The 18,594-nt window shown below is 44.2% G+C and carries 16 protein-coding genes and 1 tRNA gene; 10 read left to right on the top strand and 7 right to left on the bottom strand.

Going from position 1 to position 18,594, the window contains the following annotated elements:
* Positions 1-66: 66 nt before the first annotated feature.
* Positions 67-1,008, top strand: coding sequence for a hypothetical protein (locus ACE38W_RS13600; protein ID WP_375831649.1), 942 nt, complete (start codon positions 67-69; stop codon positions 1,006-1,008).
* A gap of 665 nt (positions 1,009-1,673) precedes the next feature.
* Positions 1,674-2,033, top strand: a complete 360-nt coding sequence (locus tag ACE38W_RS13605; protein ID WP_375831651.1) for a hypothetical protein — start codon at positions 1,674-1,676, stop codon at positions 2,031-2,033.
* Positions 2,034-2,093: 60 nt separating this feature from the next.
* Here ACE38W_RS13605 and ACE38W_RS13610 read toward each other — a convergent pair whose 3' ends face one another.
* The gene (locus ACE38W_RS13610) at positions 2,094-3,188 is read right to left on the bottom strand and encodes a phage integrase SAM-like domain-containing protein (protein WP_375831652.1); all 1,095 of its coding nucleotides are present in this window, start codon (positions 3,186-3,188) and stop codon (positions 2,094-2,096) included.
* Positions 3,189-3,607: 419 nt separating this feature from the next.
* Positions 3,608-3,691, bottom strand: a tRNA-Leu gene (locus ACE38W_RS13615).
* 110 nt (positions 3,692-3,801) lie between these two features.
* Here ACE38W_RS13615 and ACE38W_RS13620 point away from each other — a divergent pair.
* Entirely contained in the window at positions 3,802-4,554 is a 753-nt protein-coding gene (locus ACE38W_RS13620; RefSeq protein WP_375831655.1) for a DUF2625 domain-containing protein, read from the top strand.
* 30 nt (positions 4,555-4,584) lie between these two features.
* Here the strand turns inward: ACE38W_RS13620 and ybaK are convergent, their stop codons facing one another.
* The 4 genes from ybaK to ACE38W_RS13640 form a co-directional block, all read right to left on the bottom strand.
* Positions 4,585-5,064 carry a Cys-tRNA(Pro) deacylase gene (gene ybaK, locus ACE38W_RS13625; protein WP_375831656.1) on the bottom strand — a complete coding sequence of 160 codons (480 nt, stop codon included), beginning with the start codon at positions 5,062-5,064 and terminating at the stop codon, positions 4,585-4,587.
* Between the two features lie 71 nt (positions 5,065-5,135).
* Positions 5,136-5,732: a hypothetical protein gene (locus ACE38W_RS13630; protein ID WP_375831658.1), complete on the bottom strand. Its 597-nt coding sequence runs from the start codon at positions 5,730-5,732 to the stop codon at positions 5,136-5,138.
* Between the two features lie 211 nt (positions 5,733-5,943).
* Complete coding sequence (locus ACE38W_RS13635) at positions 5,944-6,696, bottom strand: ABC transporter permease (RefSeq protein ID WP_375831660.1); 753 nt, start codon at positions 6,694-6,696, stop codon at positions 5,944-5,946.
* A 9-nt stretch (positions 6,697-6,705) separates the two neighbouring features.
* Positions 6,706-7,488 (bottom strand): ABC transporter ATP-binding protein, encoded by a 783-nt coding sequence (locus ACE38W_RS13640; RefSeq protein WP_375831662.1) that lies wholly within the window; start codon positions 7,486-7,488, stop codon positions 6,706-6,708.
* Positions 7,489-7,738: 250 nt separating this feature from the next.
* Here ACE38W_RS13640 and ACE38W_RS13645 point away from each other — a divergent pair, with 250 nt between their 5' ends.
* Positions 7,739-8,803: a DUF2314 domain-containing protein gene (locus ACE38W_RS13645; protein ID WP_375831664.1), complete on the top strand. Its 1,065-nt coding sequence runs from the start codon at positions 7,739-7,741 to the stop codon at positions 8,801-8,803.
* Positions 8,748-9,398 (top strand): YdeI/OmpD-associated family protein, encoded by a 651-nt coding sequence (locus ACE38W_RS13650; protein ID WP_375831665.1) that lies wholly within the window; start codon positions 8,748-8,750, stop codon positions 9,396-9,398. The genes ACE38W_RS13645 and ACE38W_RS13650 overlap by 56 nt, the downstream gene beginning before the upstream one ends.
* A gap of 123 nt (positions 9,399-9,521) precedes the next feature.
* On the opposite strand, the gene ACE38W_RS13655 is transcribed toward ACE38W_RS13650, so the two are convergent.
* The gene (locus ACE38W_RS13655) at positions 9,522-11,723 is read right to left on the bottom strand and encodes a B12-binding domain-containing radical SAM protein (RefSeq protein WP_375831667.1); all 2,202 of its coding nucleotides are present in this window, start codon (positions 11,721-11,723) and stop codon (positions 9,522-9,524) included.
* Positions 11,724-12,162: 439 nt separating this feature from the next.
* On the opposite strand from ACE38W_RS13655, the gene ACE38W_RS13660 reads away from it, so the two are divergent.
* From ACE38W_RS13660 to ACE38W_RS13680, 5 genes are all read left to right on the top strand, one after another.
* Complete coding sequence (locus tag ACE38W_RS13660) at positions 12,163-13,419, top strand: peroxiredoxin family protein (RefSeq protein ID WP_375831668.1); 1,257 nt, start codon at positions 12,163-12,165, stop codon at positions 13,417-13,419.
* Positions 13,420-13,454: 35 nt separating this feature from the next.
* Positions 13,455-14,108 carry a YceI family protein gene (locus ACE38W_RS13665; protein ID WP_375831670.1) on the top strand — a complete coding sequence of 218 codons (654 nt, stop codon included), beginning with the start codon at positions 13,455-13,457 and terminating at the stop codon, positions 14,106-14,108.
* Positions 14,109-14,247: 139 nt separating this feature from the next.
* On the top strand, positions 14,248-15,210 hold the full coding sequence (locus tag ACE38W_RS13670) for a cytochrome-c peroxidase (protein WP_375831672.1): 963 nt from the start codon (positions 14,248-14,250) through the stop codon (positions 15,208-15,210).
* An 11-nt stretch (positions 15,211-15,221) separates the two neighbouring features.
* On the top strand, positions 15,222-17,777 hold the full coding sequence (locus ACE38W_RS13675) for a TonB-dependent receptor plug domain-containing protein (RefSeq protein ID WP_375831673.1): 2,556 nt from the start codon (positions 15,222-15,224) through the stop codon (positions 17,775-17,777).
* A gap of 20 nt (positions 17,778-17,797) precedes the next feature.
* Positions 17,798-18,583 (top strand): DUF4397 domain-containing protein, encoded by a 786-nt coding sequence (locus ACE38W_RS13680; RefSeq protein WP_375831674.1) that lies wholly within the window; start codon positions 17,798-17,800, stop codon positions 18,581-18,583.
* Positions 18,584-18,594 lie beyond the last annotated feature (11 nt).

The raw sequence follows: 18,594 nt of genomic DNA on the forward strand, positions 1-18,594 counted from the left end.
ATTAACTGCTATGGTCAAATTAACTTGGATGATGTACTATACACCAGAATAAATTCGAGTCCAAGATTGCAGAAAACAGTAAAATCTGATCAATCTAAAGGTGAAACAATTACCATTTCATCAAGCATCAAGAACATAGAATATACTATTGAAGGCGGAATCGCAAATGTATTGACGGATAGAATAATCGCCTTACCGGAAACTTATGCTGTGGATTATTATTCTAACAAAAATTGTTCAGACAACAGGAGGGGATGGACGCAAAATATCACTTTAAAAGTGGCACAAGGACAATCATACAAAATCTCCAACAGCGTCACCACTAAAAAATCGACTTCATATTCATTAAGCTTTAAAATTCCAATCCCAAATATTAAAGGCGAACTGGCAGGAGCAACGACAACAACGGTTGAATTTGCGACTAGTAATTCTCAAGAAGTACAAAGGAGTATAACAACGGAAGAAACTGTAGCCAAGACAATCAGCTTTGATGTAGACCCTAAGAAAGCATTATATATTAAGTTTCAAACCATAAAATATTCGCTTAAAGTTCCTTTTGAGGCGACACTTTTTGTTAATGGATATGTGATAGTTGAGAGTACTTATGAACTGGCAGAATTGGGAATTCATATTGGACCTCCAACTGTTATTGAGGAGCGAATTCCTATAGAAAGTCTATTATCCATACAAGACAGGACATTTAATATTACTGGCTTTTTAGAAAATTCAAAAGCTGGTAAAGAAACAATTGAATATGCTGAACAATTACTTACTTCCGAGGAGTGCAATATTATCGCCAATACTCCCACAAATAATATAGAAAAAGTGTATCAAAAATTCCAAGAAAATAAACAATTATCAAAGTCAGATATTAAACTATTCAAAAGTATCAATACGAAAAAGGCCATCGATGGATTACGCTTTCAGTCAGGATTAGGAGATGGTACAATCGAGACCCAGGCCTCAATAGTGCAAAAGCAATTATCCTTTAAAAAAATTGACAAATGACAAATGCTTTTTTAATGAGTGCCGATGGAAGGCGCGTTGAAATTAAGGTTGCGTCCCAAAAATATCAAGCCGTTTGTTCTGGAGGAGGTCTTCCTATCTGTGGTCATATTGGCTCATGGTTTGGGCCGGAAAGAGATACCGAAGGTGAGGCTGAGGTTGACTGTAGAGAGCATAAGATCCAATGCCCTAATCATGATCCAGAGGTTTTTCAGTGGTGAATTCAGACAAAAATCATGCAAGCCCGTATCTCTATACTTTTTTTTTTCTTTTACTGAAAGCTTAGTAATCAATTCTAGTATTCATATCTGAATATTCCCAATAGTAATTAAATCCTCAATAAACTGGTTCGAGATATATCCTGTTGCCCCGACTTGACAGGAAAGAATAACTTCATTACAATACCGCCTCTTTAAAACTCTTAGTCATGTAGAAGAAAATTTCGGGGCAAATTAGGAGATTTTGGAAATGATAGTGAATAATCGTGTATAAAAAGAAAAGCTATCTTTCTTTCTGCCATACCTTCACCACAGATCCCAATCTTTTTAGTTTTTTAAATTAACTCACAATGATGACAACGACTATTACAAAGGGCATTTATTGTCTAGGAGATAATTCCCTTACCATTGTATGCATAATTTCAAAGCATGAAATAACCAATTCAATTATTGGAGATTATTTCACATGCAAGAGCAGTTAAGATTGATTCAGCCAGCGGAAGAATGATATTAGCCACTGGCACCTGGTTCAAACCAGTCCTTTCCTCATATTTTAATTTAAATAATCTAGTCATGATCAAGCCAGATGAATTACTCATAATGAAAGCAATCGCAATTTGCTTTAAGCCATTTCTGAAACCGGAAGAAGCCCTAATTTACTGCAACTTAGGGAGAACTCAATTTACAAAGAAGTGTGAGGAATATGGGCTATATAAAAATAATAACGGATATTATAAACGGGAGGAAATCGATAAAATGTTGTCTGATGAAATATTGGATACTAAAAGTAAAAAATTGAAAATAGCATAGAATGTGGGAAGTTCTCATCAAAAGCAAGGGGCCATTCATCGCGAATGGCCCCTCATATTTTTATAACCACCTTTCCATCTTTTGATATGGCAGATAACTAATTACTTCATCCTGGTTCTTTGGCCTATGTCTTTTATAGGTTTTCTGCACTTGCTCGGTTGTTGTATGCCCCAGTAAGTAGGCAATAGTTGGATCATCGACGTTTTTATCCTTTAGCAGTATCGAGAAACTAAGCCTTGCACATGACCAAGTGATTTTCTTGTTGATAGCTGCATCTTTTACCCATTGCAGTAATACTTTATTTGCACCGTCTGCTGTTGGTAAAGAAAAGACCTTTCCGGAAGGCTTGGATAATTCGCATATCATATCCCTAACCTGATTGAGAACCCCTATGGCAATAGGGTGAAGGGCAAGCACCACTGGTTGACCAGTTTTATTCTGAATAATTCTTGTGGTTAGTTTATGATTATTAATATCTTGCCATTCCATTGATTTCACATCCACCCAGCGCAATCCGGTATAACAGCAAAACACAAATGCGAGCTTGATCTGCTGATTAAGGCAAGGAGTATTGAGTAAGGCCAGGTATTCATCCACTTCAAGATTCTCTTTTAAATCGGTACTGGGATTACTTTTAGCTGCAATTTCTTCAGTAGGATTGTCAATAAAATATTTATCCTTGGTCGCTGCTTTTAATACCCGTTTAAAACGAGAATAATAATTAGCTGGAGTATCACCAGAAAAATTATCCAGTAAATAGCGTTGAAAGCGTTTGCACAGGTTTTCTGTCACATCCACAGGGGATATAAAGTCTTTCTTGATAAACTTTTTAAACTGCGCAAATGAGTTATTTAGATGACGGTTGCCTTCCCGCTTATTCAGCTCTACATATTCTAAATAATAATCCAGAAAATTGGCTTTAAACATATGAGCTGGAATAATAGGTGTACCAATAGATTGCACTTCTATAGTTCGTTGTGCCCTCTTTGTTTCGAGTATTTTGAGTGCTTCCTTGTTAAAATTCCGCTGCTCCTGATTTTTTGGGTTTACATATGTAAAGATACCCGTCGATGGGCGTTGTCCTGCTTTCCTGCCATAATCATAGAAGTAAAGGATTTTGTCACCATTCTTACTTAATTTTTCTCCGATATTCATACTGTATAGGTTTTATGGTTATGGGAAGAAGAGAGCAATAGAAGTGCCATGCCAGGTGATGGAATACCATACTTAGTTGGCATTAAAAGAAACAGTGAAAAACTGTATAAAAGTGAGCAAAAGAATTTTTTAAGTTTTTTCGTTGCAGGCCTTGTCAGTAGTGACAAGTCGTCTGTTATTTTACTGTCAGAAATACGTTCGTTGACGTTAGACTGGCAGGAATGGAATGTTGTATCCGATGACGATACCTTTCTCTTCCGAGTACTTCGAGAGACTGAAAAAATACATACAAAATGGAGTGTCATTTAGGGTGTCTTTAAAGTGTCGTAAATAATGGGAAGAAGCGTGAAATAGCGGGGAAATTTGACACTTGCAGAAAATAAAATAGGTTGTAAATCAGAGACTTACAACCTATTGTGTGCCCAGAACTGGATTCGAACCAGCACACCCTTGCAGGCGCTGCGACCTGAACACAGTGCGTCTACCAATTTCGCCATCTGGGCAACTGATTTTGTGTTTCAGGGCTGCAAAGATAAGCAGGGATTTTAATTTTCAAAATAATTTTTAAAAAAATTGCTACCTAACTTGCACGTCCCTACGTAATCTCTGTACCATGCCATTTCGTTTACTACTATTTGTCTTACTTCTCCATATCATGAACGATAACAACGCCGCCGCTCAATCACCTAAGCGCTCCCTCGATGAGCTGATCAATACAAAAGATCCTGCATGGCCCCTCGTACAGGAATGGATCAAAAAAGCCACTAACACCGTAGAAGTCTTGGATGCAGACCCTCTGCAAGCCAAAGAAACACTGCTGGAAATACAAGTAACCACAAGATCTCCCATGGGAGCCATCATTCTAAATAGCGGAGGGATCCTCGCTGACCATGGATGGATCAGAATTCTCGGTTCCGGACATACGAAAATGAAAAGAACACTTTATACCTGGAACCAAGGGAAAACAATCGATAAAGATGGACAAAACAGCGGCTATATACTCGTTGCAGATGATGCCATCGGCGGCTACTATGCCATCAATGGCGGAGGCCTTGGCAGTGATTTAGGTAAAGCCTATTTCTTCGACCCCACTACCCTATCCTGGGAAGCACTCGACATCACCTACTCACAACTCATCGAATTCTTCTTCAATGGCGATCTGCAATCTTTTTACAAAGACCTTCGCTGGCATGATTGGAAAAAAGACGTAGCAGGATTAGATGGCAACCTTGTATTTAACTGCTACCCCATGCTTTGGACAAAAGAAGGTAAAGACATTAATAAAGTATCCAGAAAAGAAATCCTGGCAGAAGAACAATACCAGTCTAGTATAACGGCCATGCACCAACTAAATGGCGGTAAATAATTACATTACTACAGTGGAATAGTCTTCTCACTATTCCACTGCAATCCCCGCCACCGTTGCATCCACAGCCTTCACCAGATCTCCTGGTGCAATCTTGAACTGCATTCCACGCTTGCCGGCACTCACATAAATTTCATCGTATAACTCCGCATACTCATCCAGGAACACCGGATATGGCTTCTTTAATCCAATAGGCGAACAACCGCCACGGATATAGCCTGTCAGCGCTAACAGCTGATTTACCGGCACAGGCTCCACACGTTTGTTACCCGATATCGCCGCCGCCTTCTTCAAGTCAATCTCCATATTTCCCGCCACCACACAAACAAGATATCCTGTCTTATCTCCCTGTAATAAAATTGTTTTAAACACCTGATCAATAGGCAAACCCGCTACTGCTGCCATATGTGTGGCACTCAAATCCTCCTCGTCCACCTCATAGGTAATCAAATCATATGCTATATGAAGCGTATCAAGTATGCGCGCCGCATTTGTTTTATTCACTTGCATAATCGCAATTTACACATAAAAAAACGGTCTCCACTTAGTAGAGACCGTTCATATATCTTCAGTAACTACTCTTAATCTTTCAGCCCCAGGTAAGCTTTCACAGCTGCATAGTTATTCCAGTCCACCGACTGACGCGCTCCTACTCCACCAGGAATAATTACATAACGATACTGTAGATATTTCTTACCACTTTTCAGATAAGTGCTCCCGTCGATATTTGAAGAAAACTGTATGGAAGCCGTATAAGCAATAAAGCGGATATTGACACCACTTTCCTCTACATATGGCAACGGTGCTATTACCGGATCATCAACGGTATTCAGATTTACATAGACCTTCACATCTGCATTCGAAAGTAATGCCAATGTTAACTTAGGTACGTTAATACCGCTATAATATCCGAGGGTATCTATCCTGCCACCTGCAGCATGAACCGTATCAGGCAAAAAAGCAACATCCAACCAGGCGGAATAAATAACATTGGCAGTACCAGGATCTCCTTTTGGACCAGTAGCGCCCGGAGTACCAGGAGTACCATTTGTACCATTAGTTCCATTATTTCCAGCGGCGCCAGCAGGGCCGGCAGGACCTTCTTTACTGCACGAATACATCAGCATAATCGCAAGACATGCCACTAGTAAGCGGAAGATAAGGGGCTTTTTATTCATATTTATAGGATTTTGGGTTGATAATCTATCATTGAGTACAGGAGCTGCATGCTAATAACATCTACAATACAACATCTAACAAAACATTTAATAGCTGGCATGGCTATACGAAAATACAAAAATCATAGACTTCTAATAACTTTCTCCTTAAAACAGAAAAGTCCGCAGGTGTTAAACCTGCGGACCCTGATTATGAAAAGAGCGATTATGCTTATTTGTTATCCCACTTGAATTTTTTAATACCTAACACCACAAAAACAAACGTATATCCAAGGGTGGCAAGGAAGGCCATAGTATGATCCGTTGTCCAGTTAGAAGGTTGCAAACTCCCTGCCAATACCTTCTGCACCACGCCATATGGCGACCATTGCACCACTTCTTTCATCGTATCTCCCAAAGCGCCAAACTGACCAAACATACCAATCATGATAAAAGCGAAATAAACCAGTCTGGTAGTAGAGTTAACCGTATCAGGGTTCTTGATCAGTCCCACGATCAGCTGCCCCAGTCCCAGGTATAAAAAGCCTGCCACCAGTGTCATTAAAAAGCTGCAGAGATATCCGCCTGCACTGATTGTAATTTTATCTACAGCAAAACCAACTATGTAAATCAATACCGTCATTAATCCAATCAAGGCTATCTGCACAGATAATCTGCTAAACATAATCGTCCAGGAAGATACCGGTGCAACCCTTAAGCGCTGGAACACGCCCTTGTCGCGGTCGCGGGCCATACTATTGGAATAGCCCATCAGACCAATGCTGGTCAGGCCAATGGTAATCACAGAAGACAAGACCACCACAGGCCCAATCTTGTCTACCAATCCTTTCCAGGATATCAGGATAAGTATCGGCACTAACAGTACCAGTCGTAAAGAACGACGGTTACGCCATACAGTTGTAAAATCAGCGCGCAGCAAGGCCGACAGCACATCTTTAGTTACAGGAATTCTAGTCTCCATCATACAGGGATTTTATGAACGTACGGCACGTCCGGTTAAACCAATAAATACATCTTCCAGCGTAATTTTTCCTTTCCTGGAAGCGCTGATCACCTCCGGATCATTCCTGTGCAACTCTATCAATCGATCTGGCGTGTCGATCGCGATAATTCTTCCATGATCGATGATAGCAATGCGGTCGCACACGGCCTCTGCTTCCTCCATACTGTGAGTAGTCAGCAGTACACCATGTCCCTGCTCGCGAATAGCTTCAATTCTTTCCCAGAGCTGGCGCCTGGATTGTGGATCAAGACCCGTAGTAGGTTCATCCAACAGTACCAGCACAGGGTTATGTATAGTAGAGATAAGGAGAGATACACGCTGTTGCTGCCCGCCGGAGAGTTGTCCAAACTTCTTCTCCGCAGCATCTTCCAGTTTTATCTCCTCTAATTTTTGCTGTACTTCTTCTTTTGAAAGTCGTACACCATAAATACCTGCAAACAAACGCAGTATATCCGCAATCGTTAGTTCCGGCTGGAAACTGGTTGCCTGTAATTGTACGCCCATATTGGCACGGGCATATAAAGACTGAGAAACATTATCATATCCTGCTACACTGATTTTACCGGTTGCCGGTTTGATCAGGCCTTCTATGGCGCTCAACGTACTTGTCTTCCCCGCACCGTTTGGCCCCAGTAAACCGAAAATTTCCCCGGGCTTAACATCAAACGTCACCTCTTTTACCGCCTGAAACTGACCATAGAACACGCTTATACGGTCTACATCCAAAATAGGTACTTGCTCTAAAGAATTCATTGTTGCGAATTAGGTTTGATTGTGACACAAATATATATCACGATATAATGATGACATCAACTAAAAAGGTGAAAACTTCCAGACCTTCGGTCAAAACAATATTGTTACCGGTGAAAACAGAAATCCAATGAATTTCCACCGGTAGAAAGTCCGAAACATACTCGCCTTCGTATATATGAAAAAATACACCTGTTTCCCCTGACCTGTTTTGTTTACGTCTATATCCTTTAAAACCAAAATCAACACCCTGATGCTGTTATCCAAACTGCTGTTACCCTTGAATAACCGATGGACTTATCTTTCCGCTAAAATCTCCGGCAGCAAAAAACCTGTTGATCTACCGACAGATGAAATCTACGCCGGACATCTGCTTTTACCGGAAGATACCCGGTATACCGACTGGATCTCCTATCGTGTAGCGCATACACTACATTATTTCCAAAGCTCACTGCTGGCACCCGCTCCCCACCAGAAAGGCTTTGCCGCCAAAGTGAAAATAGCGCATAAAGGCCGCGAAGCCGATACCTGGATCACTAATCCTTCTTTCGATGGGCATGGACATATTTGTGGGATAGTAGCCAACCGCACCAGGCTGGCGCCCTTTCGCAAAAATGAAAAAATTATCATGCCGGTATCCTCCATCACCGACTGGATGATCATTGAAGATGGATACCTTACCGGTGGCTATTCCATACGCAAAGGACTCAATACTATCGGCGCTTACAGAAAAAAGAAACTACTGCAACTGCTGCCTTATAAATATGATCATGGACATGATCATTTCCTCCATGACTTCAATACTCCTGAAGGCGCCCTGCTCTGTCTCGGCGACGCTATCGACGCCAGAGATGAAGCATATATCCAGGAATGCCGCGACTTCTACCGGGAAGCCATACACCTCCTCAATACCACCAACGACCCGGAAATCCCGGATACACTTACCGAAGAACTCATCGCACTCTGGGAAAAAAAATTAACAGCTGCTTTTCTTCACCTAAATTTACAGCCGGACCTCGCCCCTGTCAATAAAGCAAAAAGGGCGTTCTACAGCCGCAGAGATGCCGAACATGGCGTTTTTACGGTCTGTGAGGTCCGCACCTGCTATAATCCTGATATCACCACCCTCCATGAAATCAATGTACAGGAAACGCCGCAGGGATGGAAAGTACTCAGTCATATCAATGACCTCATTCTTTCCCCGCAGCCAGAAGGCTATAAAGGCCCTATCATTGACCTGAGTGGAAACAGAGTAAGAATGTATGACGACGAAAACGACCCGAGGTTCATCCAAAAATACGGGTACCTACGACTCTAGAATCGATGCCTATATTGAAAAGGCCGCTGATTTTGCACAACCAGTGCTCACCCACTTCAGAGCACTGGTCCACAAAGCATTTCCCGAAGTAACGGAAACCATCAAATGGGGTTTCCCACATTTCGACTACAACGGCAGTATCCTTTGCAGCATCGCTGCCTTTAAGCAGCATTGCGCAGTTAATATCTGGAAAGCACCACTGTTGGCAGATCCGGACAAAATCCTTACGCCCACCGGAGAAACAGCCATGGGGCATCTCGGGAAAATTATCTCCCTAAACGATCTGCCAAAAGATAAAATTCTGGAGAAATACCTGAAAGAAGCTGCCAGATTGATTGACGAAGGCGTCAAAATACCAAAGAAAGCGAAAGGACCCGCTCCACCTGCCGCCGCACCGGACGATCTGCTCGCAGCGCTTAAAAAGAATAAAGCCGCCCTTCAAACATTTGAAGCTTTCAGTAATTCTAATAAAAAGGAATATATCTCCTGGATCACAGAGGCGAAAACCACCGCCACCAGAGAATCAAGAATCGCCACTGCCGTAGAATGGATGGCAGAAGGGAAGATAAGAAACTGGAAGTATCTGAAGAAATAGCTGTCCAGCCACAGCTCCTGGGGGTTTTAGGGTTTTAAGCGCCGCCTTGGGCAGCGCTTAAAACCTTCCCTCCTCAGTGATGCTTAGATATCACTGAAATGGGAGTACGAAAAAAACGGATGGTTATAACTTCAATAACCCCAATTTATACAGGGAATTCACCGGCTTATTATCCCAGAAAAGTTCAAAATCCTCTAACCCGGCAGCCTCATAACTCTCTTTCACCTGCTGTAGCGTATATACTTTTCCGTTATTAATATCCAACTCTTTCAGCATCCCCGCCAGCCAGTTGCCCTGCGGCGGATCTACCTTAATGTTTACTGCTTCTTTCTTGCTCTGGAAGGTGATCGAAGCTGTCTCCCAGGTGTTACCCTTCTTGGATTTGGTAACGATTTCAATACTAGGCTGCTTGCCGAGGAACACCACTTTAGACGTAGGCTTTACCGTTCCCGGCTCCTCTTCCATCAAGGCTTTGGTGATGTAATCCGGTGCTATACTGGTTTTCGGTACCTTAAACTCAAACCACTTACTCAGTGGATAATCAAAGCAGGCGCCATGCATATAATTCAACAAAGACTTTTTCAGACCATAGGCAAAGGTTTCATGATCTGCACCAGTTGGATCAATATGCATAATATCATTATTGGCAAAATTGCCAGTATGCTCAGTTTCTTTCTGTACCTGGAACTTCGCAGGCTCCAGTCCTACAGGGGAATGGGCTGTCATCGTGAACTGGTGCCAGAAAGCAGATTGCAGGATGCCTGCCTGGAACATCTGACGCACCATTTCCAATGAATCGATGGTTTCCTGCGCGGTCTGCGTAGGGAATCCATACATCAGATAAGCATGCACCATGATGCCCGCTTCCGTAAAGTGACGGTTTACGCGCGCTACCTGTGCTACGGTAATACCTTTCTGGATCAGCCCCAACAGCCTGTCTGAGGCTACTTCCAGTCCACCGGAAACGGCAATACAGCCAGAAGCCTTCAGCAATACGCATAAATCTCTCGTAAAGCTTTTCTCAAAACGGATATTGGTCCACCAGCTGACATTCAGCTTTCTTTTGATAATTTCCAGTGCCACCGCACGCATCAGCGCTGGAGGCGCGGCCTCATCTACGAAGTGGAAGCCTGTTTGCCCGGTTTGCGCAATGATGGTTTCCATGCGATCTACGAGCATGGCCGCAGCCACAGGCTCGTATACACGTATATAATCCAGTGAAATATCGCAGAAAGTACATTTACCCCAATAGCAGCCATGGGCCATGGTGAGCTTATTCCAGCGTCCATCGCTCCAGAGGCTATGCATAGGATTCACCACTTCTATCGCAGAAATGTAATCGTTCAGCAGCAAATCACTATAATCCGGCGTTCCTACCTGGCTTTGCTTGTAATCGTGGCAGCTGGTATTATTTATATAAGCAACTTTACCGTCTTGCAACAGGAAAGTCCTTTTCAATTCTTCCTGTGTTTTATTGCCCTGGATATATTGTATCAGATTTTCCACTGGCGCTTCACCATCATCCAGGGTGATGAAGTCGATGAACTCAAATACACGAGCATCGGAGAGTGAGCGCAGCTCAGTATTAGGAAAACCTCCACCCATGGCTATTTTCGCCTGAGGAAAATGTTGTTTGATAAATTGTCCGCAGCGTAAGCCTGCATAGAGATTACCAGGGAAAGGCACGGAAATGCAGACCAGTTGCGGCTGCACAGCCTCCATATGTTGCTGAAGCAGATTGATAAGAAGGTGGTCCACAAAGGTATAAGGTGCGCGCAGGCTTTCATACAGCTCATCGAAGCTATTAGCCGAACGGCTGAGCTTTTCGGCATACCTGCTGAAGCCAAAATGTGGATCCACACATTCCATGATCAGGTCGGAAAGGTCCTCCAGATACATGGTGGCCAAGTGTTTGGCCCTGTCCTGATTGCCCATGGAGCCAAATGCCCAGTCCAGATCATCCAGTTGCGCAAAGCGTGAAGCTTCCGGTAAATAGTCACACTTTACGATCAGGTGAGCTATCGTTGGATTTTTCCCCTGCAAAAACGAAATAACAGCGTCTATGGTATTGATATAGTCGTCCTGTAGCGCGACAATGCGGGCTGCATTCTCTGATATCGCTGCAGGAGGTTCAGTATTGATCTTATTAAAAAGTTGCTGTAACCCCTGTCTGGAAAACAGCGCCAGCGTTACCTCTATGCCCAGGTCAGACTGAAAGGCACTGATTTCTTTGGTATTCAGAAATCCCTTCAGATAGGCTGTAGCCGGATATGGCGTGTTCAGCTGTGTAAATGGTGGTGTTATTAAATAGACTGTCTTACTCAAACCAGGTGTTTTAAAACGCAAAGGTACGACAACCCGGCCGCATTTAAAATTCCTTTCAAACTCGCTACCATACCAGCTTTTACAATTAGTCTACAATTTTTATAGGGTTTTATTTGGAAATTAGTATCAGCCCGTTTATCTTTGTTTCACCACCATCAAATTACCGCGGCGTATCATTACCCACCAAGTCTGCATTCCCCGGTCGATAAAACGGAAATATTATGATGTACTTTGTTGCTTCCTACTGTTCATATTGTTGCTGCTAAGCTGTAAGCAGCCTTACCCTATTATCCGGCACTGACCACCAGCCGGAGTAAATTCTGAGTATTTTTTTCGTATAACCATTGACGTTATTAACGTCATTTTATATTCTGTTGCAGATAAAAAACTGCAATCAGCCCAACCCTTGTTTTCACTTTTTCAACCAAATATTTGAGCCATGAAATCTTATAAACAAGTAGTCTTTTCCGCTTTACTGGCGGCTGGCATTAGCGGTGTAGCCCAAGCTGGTGGCCCTGCGAAGCCCTTTATCAAAGAAGGTACCTGGAGAGGCGTGTTCACACTCAGCGAATCGCAGGTACCATTTAATTTCCAGCTGAAAGGAAAAGATCCTGAACATGCCATATTCACGCTGATCAATGGTTCTCGTCACGATGATTTTCATGTACAGCGCATAGGCCCTGATTCTATTTTCATAAAGATGAACACCTATGACGCAGCCCTGGTAGCTAAGATAGAGTCAGACGGCCAAATCAGCGGAGAATACAGAAGTCTGGTACCTAACTTCAGAGGCAACGCCCTGCCATTTACGGCTGAATACGGCCAGGACTACAGGTTTGCGCCCCCAGGCACTGAAGAAGCGCCTAAATATAATATCGACGGAAAATGGGAATTGAAGATCTATAGTAAAGAACCTACGCCAGACAGAATTGGATTACTACATCAGCAAGGTAATAAACTAACAGGTGTGATCATGTCTGTAGTGGGCGACAGCCGCGAGCTGGAAGGTACTATACACGGCGATGAGTTTGAATTGTCCGGCTTTACAGGCCCTAGCCCTATCTACATCAAAGGAAAAGTAAACGACGACAAATCATTAACTGGAGAGCTGTCTTTAGGCATTTACAATAACATCAAATTTGACGGCGAAAAAAACCCCAGCGCGGAATTACCAGATCCATATAAGTTAACCTACCTGAAAGAAGGCTACTCAAAGCTAGACTTCACCCTTCCTGATCTCAACGGAAAGAATGTTTCACTCAGCGATGAAAAATACAAAGGGAAAGTAGTCATTGTAGAAATCATCGGCACCTGGTGTCCTAACTGTACGGACCAGACATCCTTCTTATCTCCATGGTACAATAAAAATAAGGACCGTGGCGTAGAAGCGATTGCAATAGGTTTTGAACAGAAAGATGACCTGGAATATGCCCGCTATACGTTGGGTAAATTAAAAGAGAAATATAACATTCAATATGATATTCTTTTTGGTGGCATTGCTGATAAGAAAGTGGCGTCAGAGAAATTACCGGCGCTCAATAGGATGATGGCCTTCCCTACAACGATCCTGATAGACCGGAAAGGGAACGTAAGACAAATCCATACCGGTTATACCGGAGAAGTTACCGGCCAGTATTACCAGGACTATGTGTCCAAATGGACCAAAGACCTGGACGAACTGATTGCTGAAAAATAATACAATCATCTCCCACTTATTCAAACAAATAACAAATGCAGAAATTAGCAACTTTAGTATTTCTCAGCGGAACAATAGCGCTGTTATCCATCAACGCGTCAGCAATTGTGAAGGATCGCAATAAAAAAGCAGCTGCTACCACAGCTGTTGTGAAGGCCAGAGCCACCACTTTCCAGGTAGATGCCAGACAGAGTAAACTGAGCTGGGTAGGAAAAAAAGTTAGTGGAGAACACAGCGGAACAATCAACATCAGCAATGGCGCCCTGACAGTGGAGAATAGTCAGTTGTCTGGTGGCAACTTCTCCCTTGATACGCGTAGCATTGCGGTGACAGACATCAAAGATGCAGACAGCAACGCCAAACTGCTGGGCCATTTAAAAAGCGATGATTTCTTTTCTGTTGAGAAATTCCCTAAAGCAGATTTTGTGATTACCAGCCTGAAAGCCAAAGGTAGCGGCACTTACGACGTTACGGGCAATCTCACGATCAAAGGTATTACCAATCCTGTCACCTTTCCTGCTACTGTTACCGTCAATGGCAAACAACTAACAGCTAAGGCAAACATTGCAGTAGATCGTACAAAGTATAACATTAAATACGGTTCCAAGAGCTTCTTCGAAGGTATTGGAGACAAGGCTATCTATGATAATTTTGATCTGAATGTGGAGCTGGTAGCCAGCGCTAAATAGTTGCTTTTTCTTGTAATAAAGCGCCAAGGGCGCTCTTCTATTTTGCTCGTCTCTACCAGGTAGAGGCGAGCCCGCCGCTGGCGGAATTAAAGCGCCCAAGGCGCTCTACAACCACAAGCCTTACCACCAATTTACTGACATGAACCACAGAAAAATGATATTCATTTTAATGGGGATGCTATGCCTATATTGCATGGTGGCGGGCTTCCGCACCCATACTTCAGGACCGCCTACCAAGGCTTCCCTGGGAGAAAAACTCTTTTTTGAAAAAGAATTATCGCAAGATAATACCCTTGCCTGCGCTTCCTGTCATATACCACAATTTGGTTTTGCGGATACGCTGGCTTTCAGTAAAGGCATAAATGGAACGCCTACACGCCGTAATACGCCAGGTATCACCAATCTCTCCGGACGCCCTAGCTATTTCTGGGACGGCCGTGCCGCCACCCTGGAAGATCAGGCATTACAGCCCATCATCAACCCAGCGGAAATGGGCCTCCCCATCCATGAGGCGATAAATCGCCTCAACAATAATCCCATCTATCAACAACTATTCAAACAAGTTTTTAATGATACCGTCAATACAAAAAATCTTTTGCAAGCCATCGCCGCTTACGAGCGAACCCTGGAAACAGCCAACAGTCCCTATGATCGTTACATCAACGGAGATGATAACGCACTAACGCCATCGGCTATACGCGGAAGAATGCTCTTCATAGGTAAAGCCAATTGTAATAACTGCCACTCCGGGGAAGACTTCACCGCAGATCGTTTCAAGAATATAGGCCTGTTCAACGGCAAGCAACTCAATGATGCGGGGCGCTTTGAAATAACGCACGACAGCTCACAGATAGGCTTCTTTAAGGTGCCCAGTCTGCGCAACGTAGCCGTCACCGCTCCGTATATGCATAATGGTATGTTTCACACGCTGAAAGAGGTATTGCATTATTACAATAACCCAGACTCCGTGCTGCCCGGCGGCATACACCGTGATCTTTCCCTCAACAAACCCTTGCAGCTGAGCGAATCAGAACTGAACGACCTGGAAGCCTTTCTGATAGCCCTTACCGACGATCGCTTTATCATCCATCGCAAACCATGAAAACGCAACGCATGAAAAAAATTATACTGCCCGCTATTACCCCATTAATACTGATGCAGGCTGCTACCGCGCAAGAGCAGCACGCCCGGCGCGATACTACCCGGCAACTGAATGAGGTGCAGATCGTTGGCTCCCGAAATGCCAACCGCACCCGGCTTAACTCTCCGGTGCCGGTAGACATCATCGATATTAAGTCCATACAAGAGCAGGCGCCTCAAACGAGCATTACGCAGCTGCTGCAATACATCTCTCCTTCCTTTCACTCTGTCAACGGCAGCAATGCCGGCGACGCCGGCTCTTCCCTGAATCTCGCACAGCTGAAAGGCCTTGGCGCCGATCAGCTGCTGGTACTAATAAACGGCAAACGCCGTCATAAAAGCGCTAATATCAACTGGGGCGGATTGGCTAATGGCGCCACTGGCTATGACCTCAATGCAATACCTACTGCCGCCATTGAAAGGATAGAGATATTACGCGACGGCGCCGCCGCTCAATATGGCTCTGATGCAATCGCCGGCGTGATCAACATCGTACTGAAAAAACAAACCGATAACGGCGTGATAAGCAGCACCGCCAGTACCAGACGCCGAGGCGATGGTATTACCACCCGCACCAGCGTCAACTATGGGGTAAAGCTGGGTCAACAAGGCGGTTACCTCAACGCCACCGTGGAATATGCTACCCAGGGCATCGCCCTGCAGCCTGGCCGTGATGATGCAGGACTCTATAATGGCCCCATCTATGGCGGCGGCGCTAATACCCGCGACTACGATAACGTATATACGAAAGAAATAGATGATGCCATTTTGAAAAGTCGTGGTATAGACAGACACTTCTTTGATCAACGTGGCGGCGGCTCCAACAAAGCCAAAGATGCATTGCTGTTTTTCAACGCAGCCGTGCCACTGAATGATAACGTAGAGGTATATACGTTTGGAGGCATCAGCCACCGCAACTCTCAGTTCACCGCCGTATACCGCCTCCCCGGCTGGACGGAGCGCAACAACACCACTTTATATCCTGATGGCTTCCTTCCTGCCATGGACAATGGTATCACGGATAAGTCCATCGCCATTGGTCTTAAAGGAAAAATAAAAGGCTGGAAGCTGGATATCTCCAATGTCTATGGGAGAAATGATTTCAGCAATAATATCAGCAATTCCCTCAACGCCAGCATGGGTGTAAAAAGCCCTACCTCTTTTGATGCAGGTAAATACAATGCCTCGCAAAATACCGCCGGTATTGATGTAAGCCGCTATTTTGAAAAGCCCTTACATGGCATCAACGTGGCTTTCGGGGCACAGTACAGAACAGAAACCTACCAGATCATTGCCGGCGAAGAAGCCTCTTATACCAAAGCTGACCTACGTAGCATCTACCGCATAGATACCAGCGCTGCAGGTATTCCATACATCGCCGATGCTGGTCTCCTGGCATTGAATGGGCTTAGCCCAGGATCGCAGATACACGCGGGTTTCAGGCCTTCCAATGAAGTGAATGTGAGCAGGGCTATTGTGGCGGGGTACATAGATCTCGAAGCCAACATCACCGAACAATGGCTGATATCAGCAGCGCTGCGTGCAGAAAACTTCTCCGACTTTGGGAATGTCACCACCGGCAAAATAGCCACCCGGTATAGTTTCGCACCCTGGCTTAGCATCCGTGGCGCCGCCAATACCGGCTTTCGTGCCCCGGATCTTGCACAGTTCTATTATACAGAAACCAGTACCAGCTTCCAGCAGGGCCGCGCGATAGACCAGGTAACTGCCTCCAATAAAAGCGCTGCTACCCGAGCTTTAGGTATCCCTGCCCTAACGCCTGAAAAGTCGACAGGATATAGCGCAGGCATAACGAGTCAGCCAGTCACCAATGCTGAAATTTCCATAGACGGTTATTTGATCGATATAAAAAATCGTGTAGGCAATACCGGTAATTTCTCGGCAACAGATAATAACTTACCTGCAGAAGTACGGGCCCTACTGTTAGCCACAGGCACCACACAGGCCAAGTTCTTCTATAATGCATTTAGCACCCGTACGAAAGGACTAGAGATCACTGCCAGTTATAAAATACCACTGCAACACGGGGCCTTACAGCTGCTGGCAGGCGCTAATTTCTCCAAAAATGAAGTTACCTCCGTGAATACCCCAAAAGGGCTGGAAGCCTATCGCTATGTTATTTTCAGCCAATCGGAACAGACACGTGTAACTACTAACATCCCACAACAGAAGATCACACTGCAAGGAAGTTATAGCCTGAACAGGTTCAATTTCCTTTTGCGTGGTGTGTACTTCGGCTCCGTGACTACCGCCACAGCGCTCAATGCAAATTTTCCTAAACCAGATTATTACCTCCAGGAACTAAGGCCTATACTGGTGGCTGATGTGGCTATTGGTTACCACTTCAATAAGGTATTACAGGCTACGATCGGCATAAATAATATTTTCAATGAGTTGGGAGATTATACGGCTGCTGCCACCTCTGGCCTCAGAAACCCTACGATTGTAGGTATGCAGAACGGTAGCGCAGGCATCCAGCCATTTATAAGGATACTGGCTAAACTCTGATCATCTCAAAAAATAATACTATGAAGAATAGATATATCCTTTCCTTGATGACAATTGGTCTGTTTGCTGCCTGCAAAAAAACAGACTACCTGGATACGAATGCCGGAGACAGGCCACCACTAAGCGCTCAGGTGAGCTTTGTAAATGCGAGGAGTGCTAATACCGGCATCCAGTTCTGGACATTCACCCAGCAAATCACATCAGCTTTACTATACCCCGGACAAGCTAGTCCATATCTGGCAACCACCTTTGGAAATGTACAGATCAATGTAACAGAAGGTACCGGCACTAGCTATACGGTTTCCAGACAATTCGGCAACAGTGCCACCTATTCCGCTACAGGCGGCCCCAACGGCCCTATCGCTACCTATTACCATACGGTGTTTGCTGCGCCGGCAACTATAGATAATAATAAAGATTCGCTGATACTTTTTTATGACGACCTAAGCACGCCTCCTGCTGGTCAGGCAAAACTTCGTTTTGTACATCTGGCTACGCAAACAGGAGATCTGCAGGTAAATCTAAATGATGGCGGTACCACTAAAACCCTTGCCAATAAGGTAACCTACGGCAGTGCAGCAAACGGTAATATAAATGGAAGCGCTTATGCATTAGGTCCATATACTAACGTTAACGCAGGTACGATTTCTATTATTCTCAGCACAGCCGACAAATTAAAATCATTGGTAATTAAAAATAATAACCTGACGGATATTAAGCTGGAAGCGGGAAAAATATATACGGTATTTCTGCACAGGGTTGCAGGAGAAGAGGCTGTTGCAGCAGACTGGATAGTGGAAAAATAAAACAAAGGGGA

Source organism: Chitinophaga sp. Hz27, assembly GCF_042263525.1.
Lineage (GTDB): Bacteria > Bacteroidota > Bacteroidia > Chitinophagales > Chitinophagaceae > Chitinophaga.

Coding starts and splice junctions, on each gene's coding strand:
- ACE38W_RS13650 (WP_375831665.1), top strand. CDS start 8,748: ATGACGACGAAAACGACCCGAGGTTCATCCAAAAATACGGGTACCTAC.
- ACE38W_RS13665 (WP_375831670.1), top strand. CDS start 13,455: ATGCAGAAATTAGCAACTTTAGTATTTCTCAGCGGAACAATAGCGCTG.
- ACE38W_RS13660 (WP_375831668.1), top strand. CDS start 12,163: ATGAAATCTTATAAACAAGTAGTCTTTTCCGCTTTACTGGCGGCTGGC.
- ybaK (WP_375831656.1), bottom strand. CDS start 5,064: ATGCAAGTGAATAAAACAAATGCGGCGCGCATACTTGATACGCTTCAT.
- ACE38W_RS13670 (WP_375831672.1), top strand. CDS start 14,248: ATGAACCACAGAAAAATGATATTCATTTTAATGGGGATGCTATGCCTA.
- ACE38W_RS13610 (WP_375831652.1), bottom strand. CDS start 3,188: ATGAATATCGGAGAAAAATTAAGTAAGAATGGTGACAAAATCCTTTAC.
- ACE38W_RS13620 (WP_375831655.1), top strand. CDS start 3,802: ATGCCATTTCGTTTACTACTATTTGTCTTACTTCTCCATATCATGAAC.
- ACE38W_RS13640 (WP_375831662.1), bottom strand. CDS start 7,488: ATGAATTCTTTAGAGCAAGTACCTATTTTGGATGTAGACCGTATAAGC.
- ACE38W_RS13630 (WP_375831658.1), bottom strand. CDS start 5,732: ATGAATAAAAAGCCCCTTATCTTCCGCTTACTAGTGGCATGTCTTGCG.
- ACE38W_RS13635 (WP_375831660.1), bottom strand. CDS start 6,696: ATGATGGAGACTAGAATTCCTGTAACTAAAGATGTGCTGTCGGCCTTG.
- ACE38W_RS13645 (WP_375831664.1), top strand. CDS start 7,739: ATGCTGTTATCCAAACTGCTGTTACCCTTGAATAACCGATGGACTTAT.
- ACE38W_RS13675 (WP_375831673.1), top strand. CDS start 15,222: ATGAAAAAAATTATACTGCCCGCTATTACCCCATTAATACTGATGCAG.
- ACE38W_RS13680 (WP_375831674.1), top strand. CDS start 17,798: ATGAAGAATAGATATATCCTTTCCTTGATGACAATTGGTCTGTTTGCT.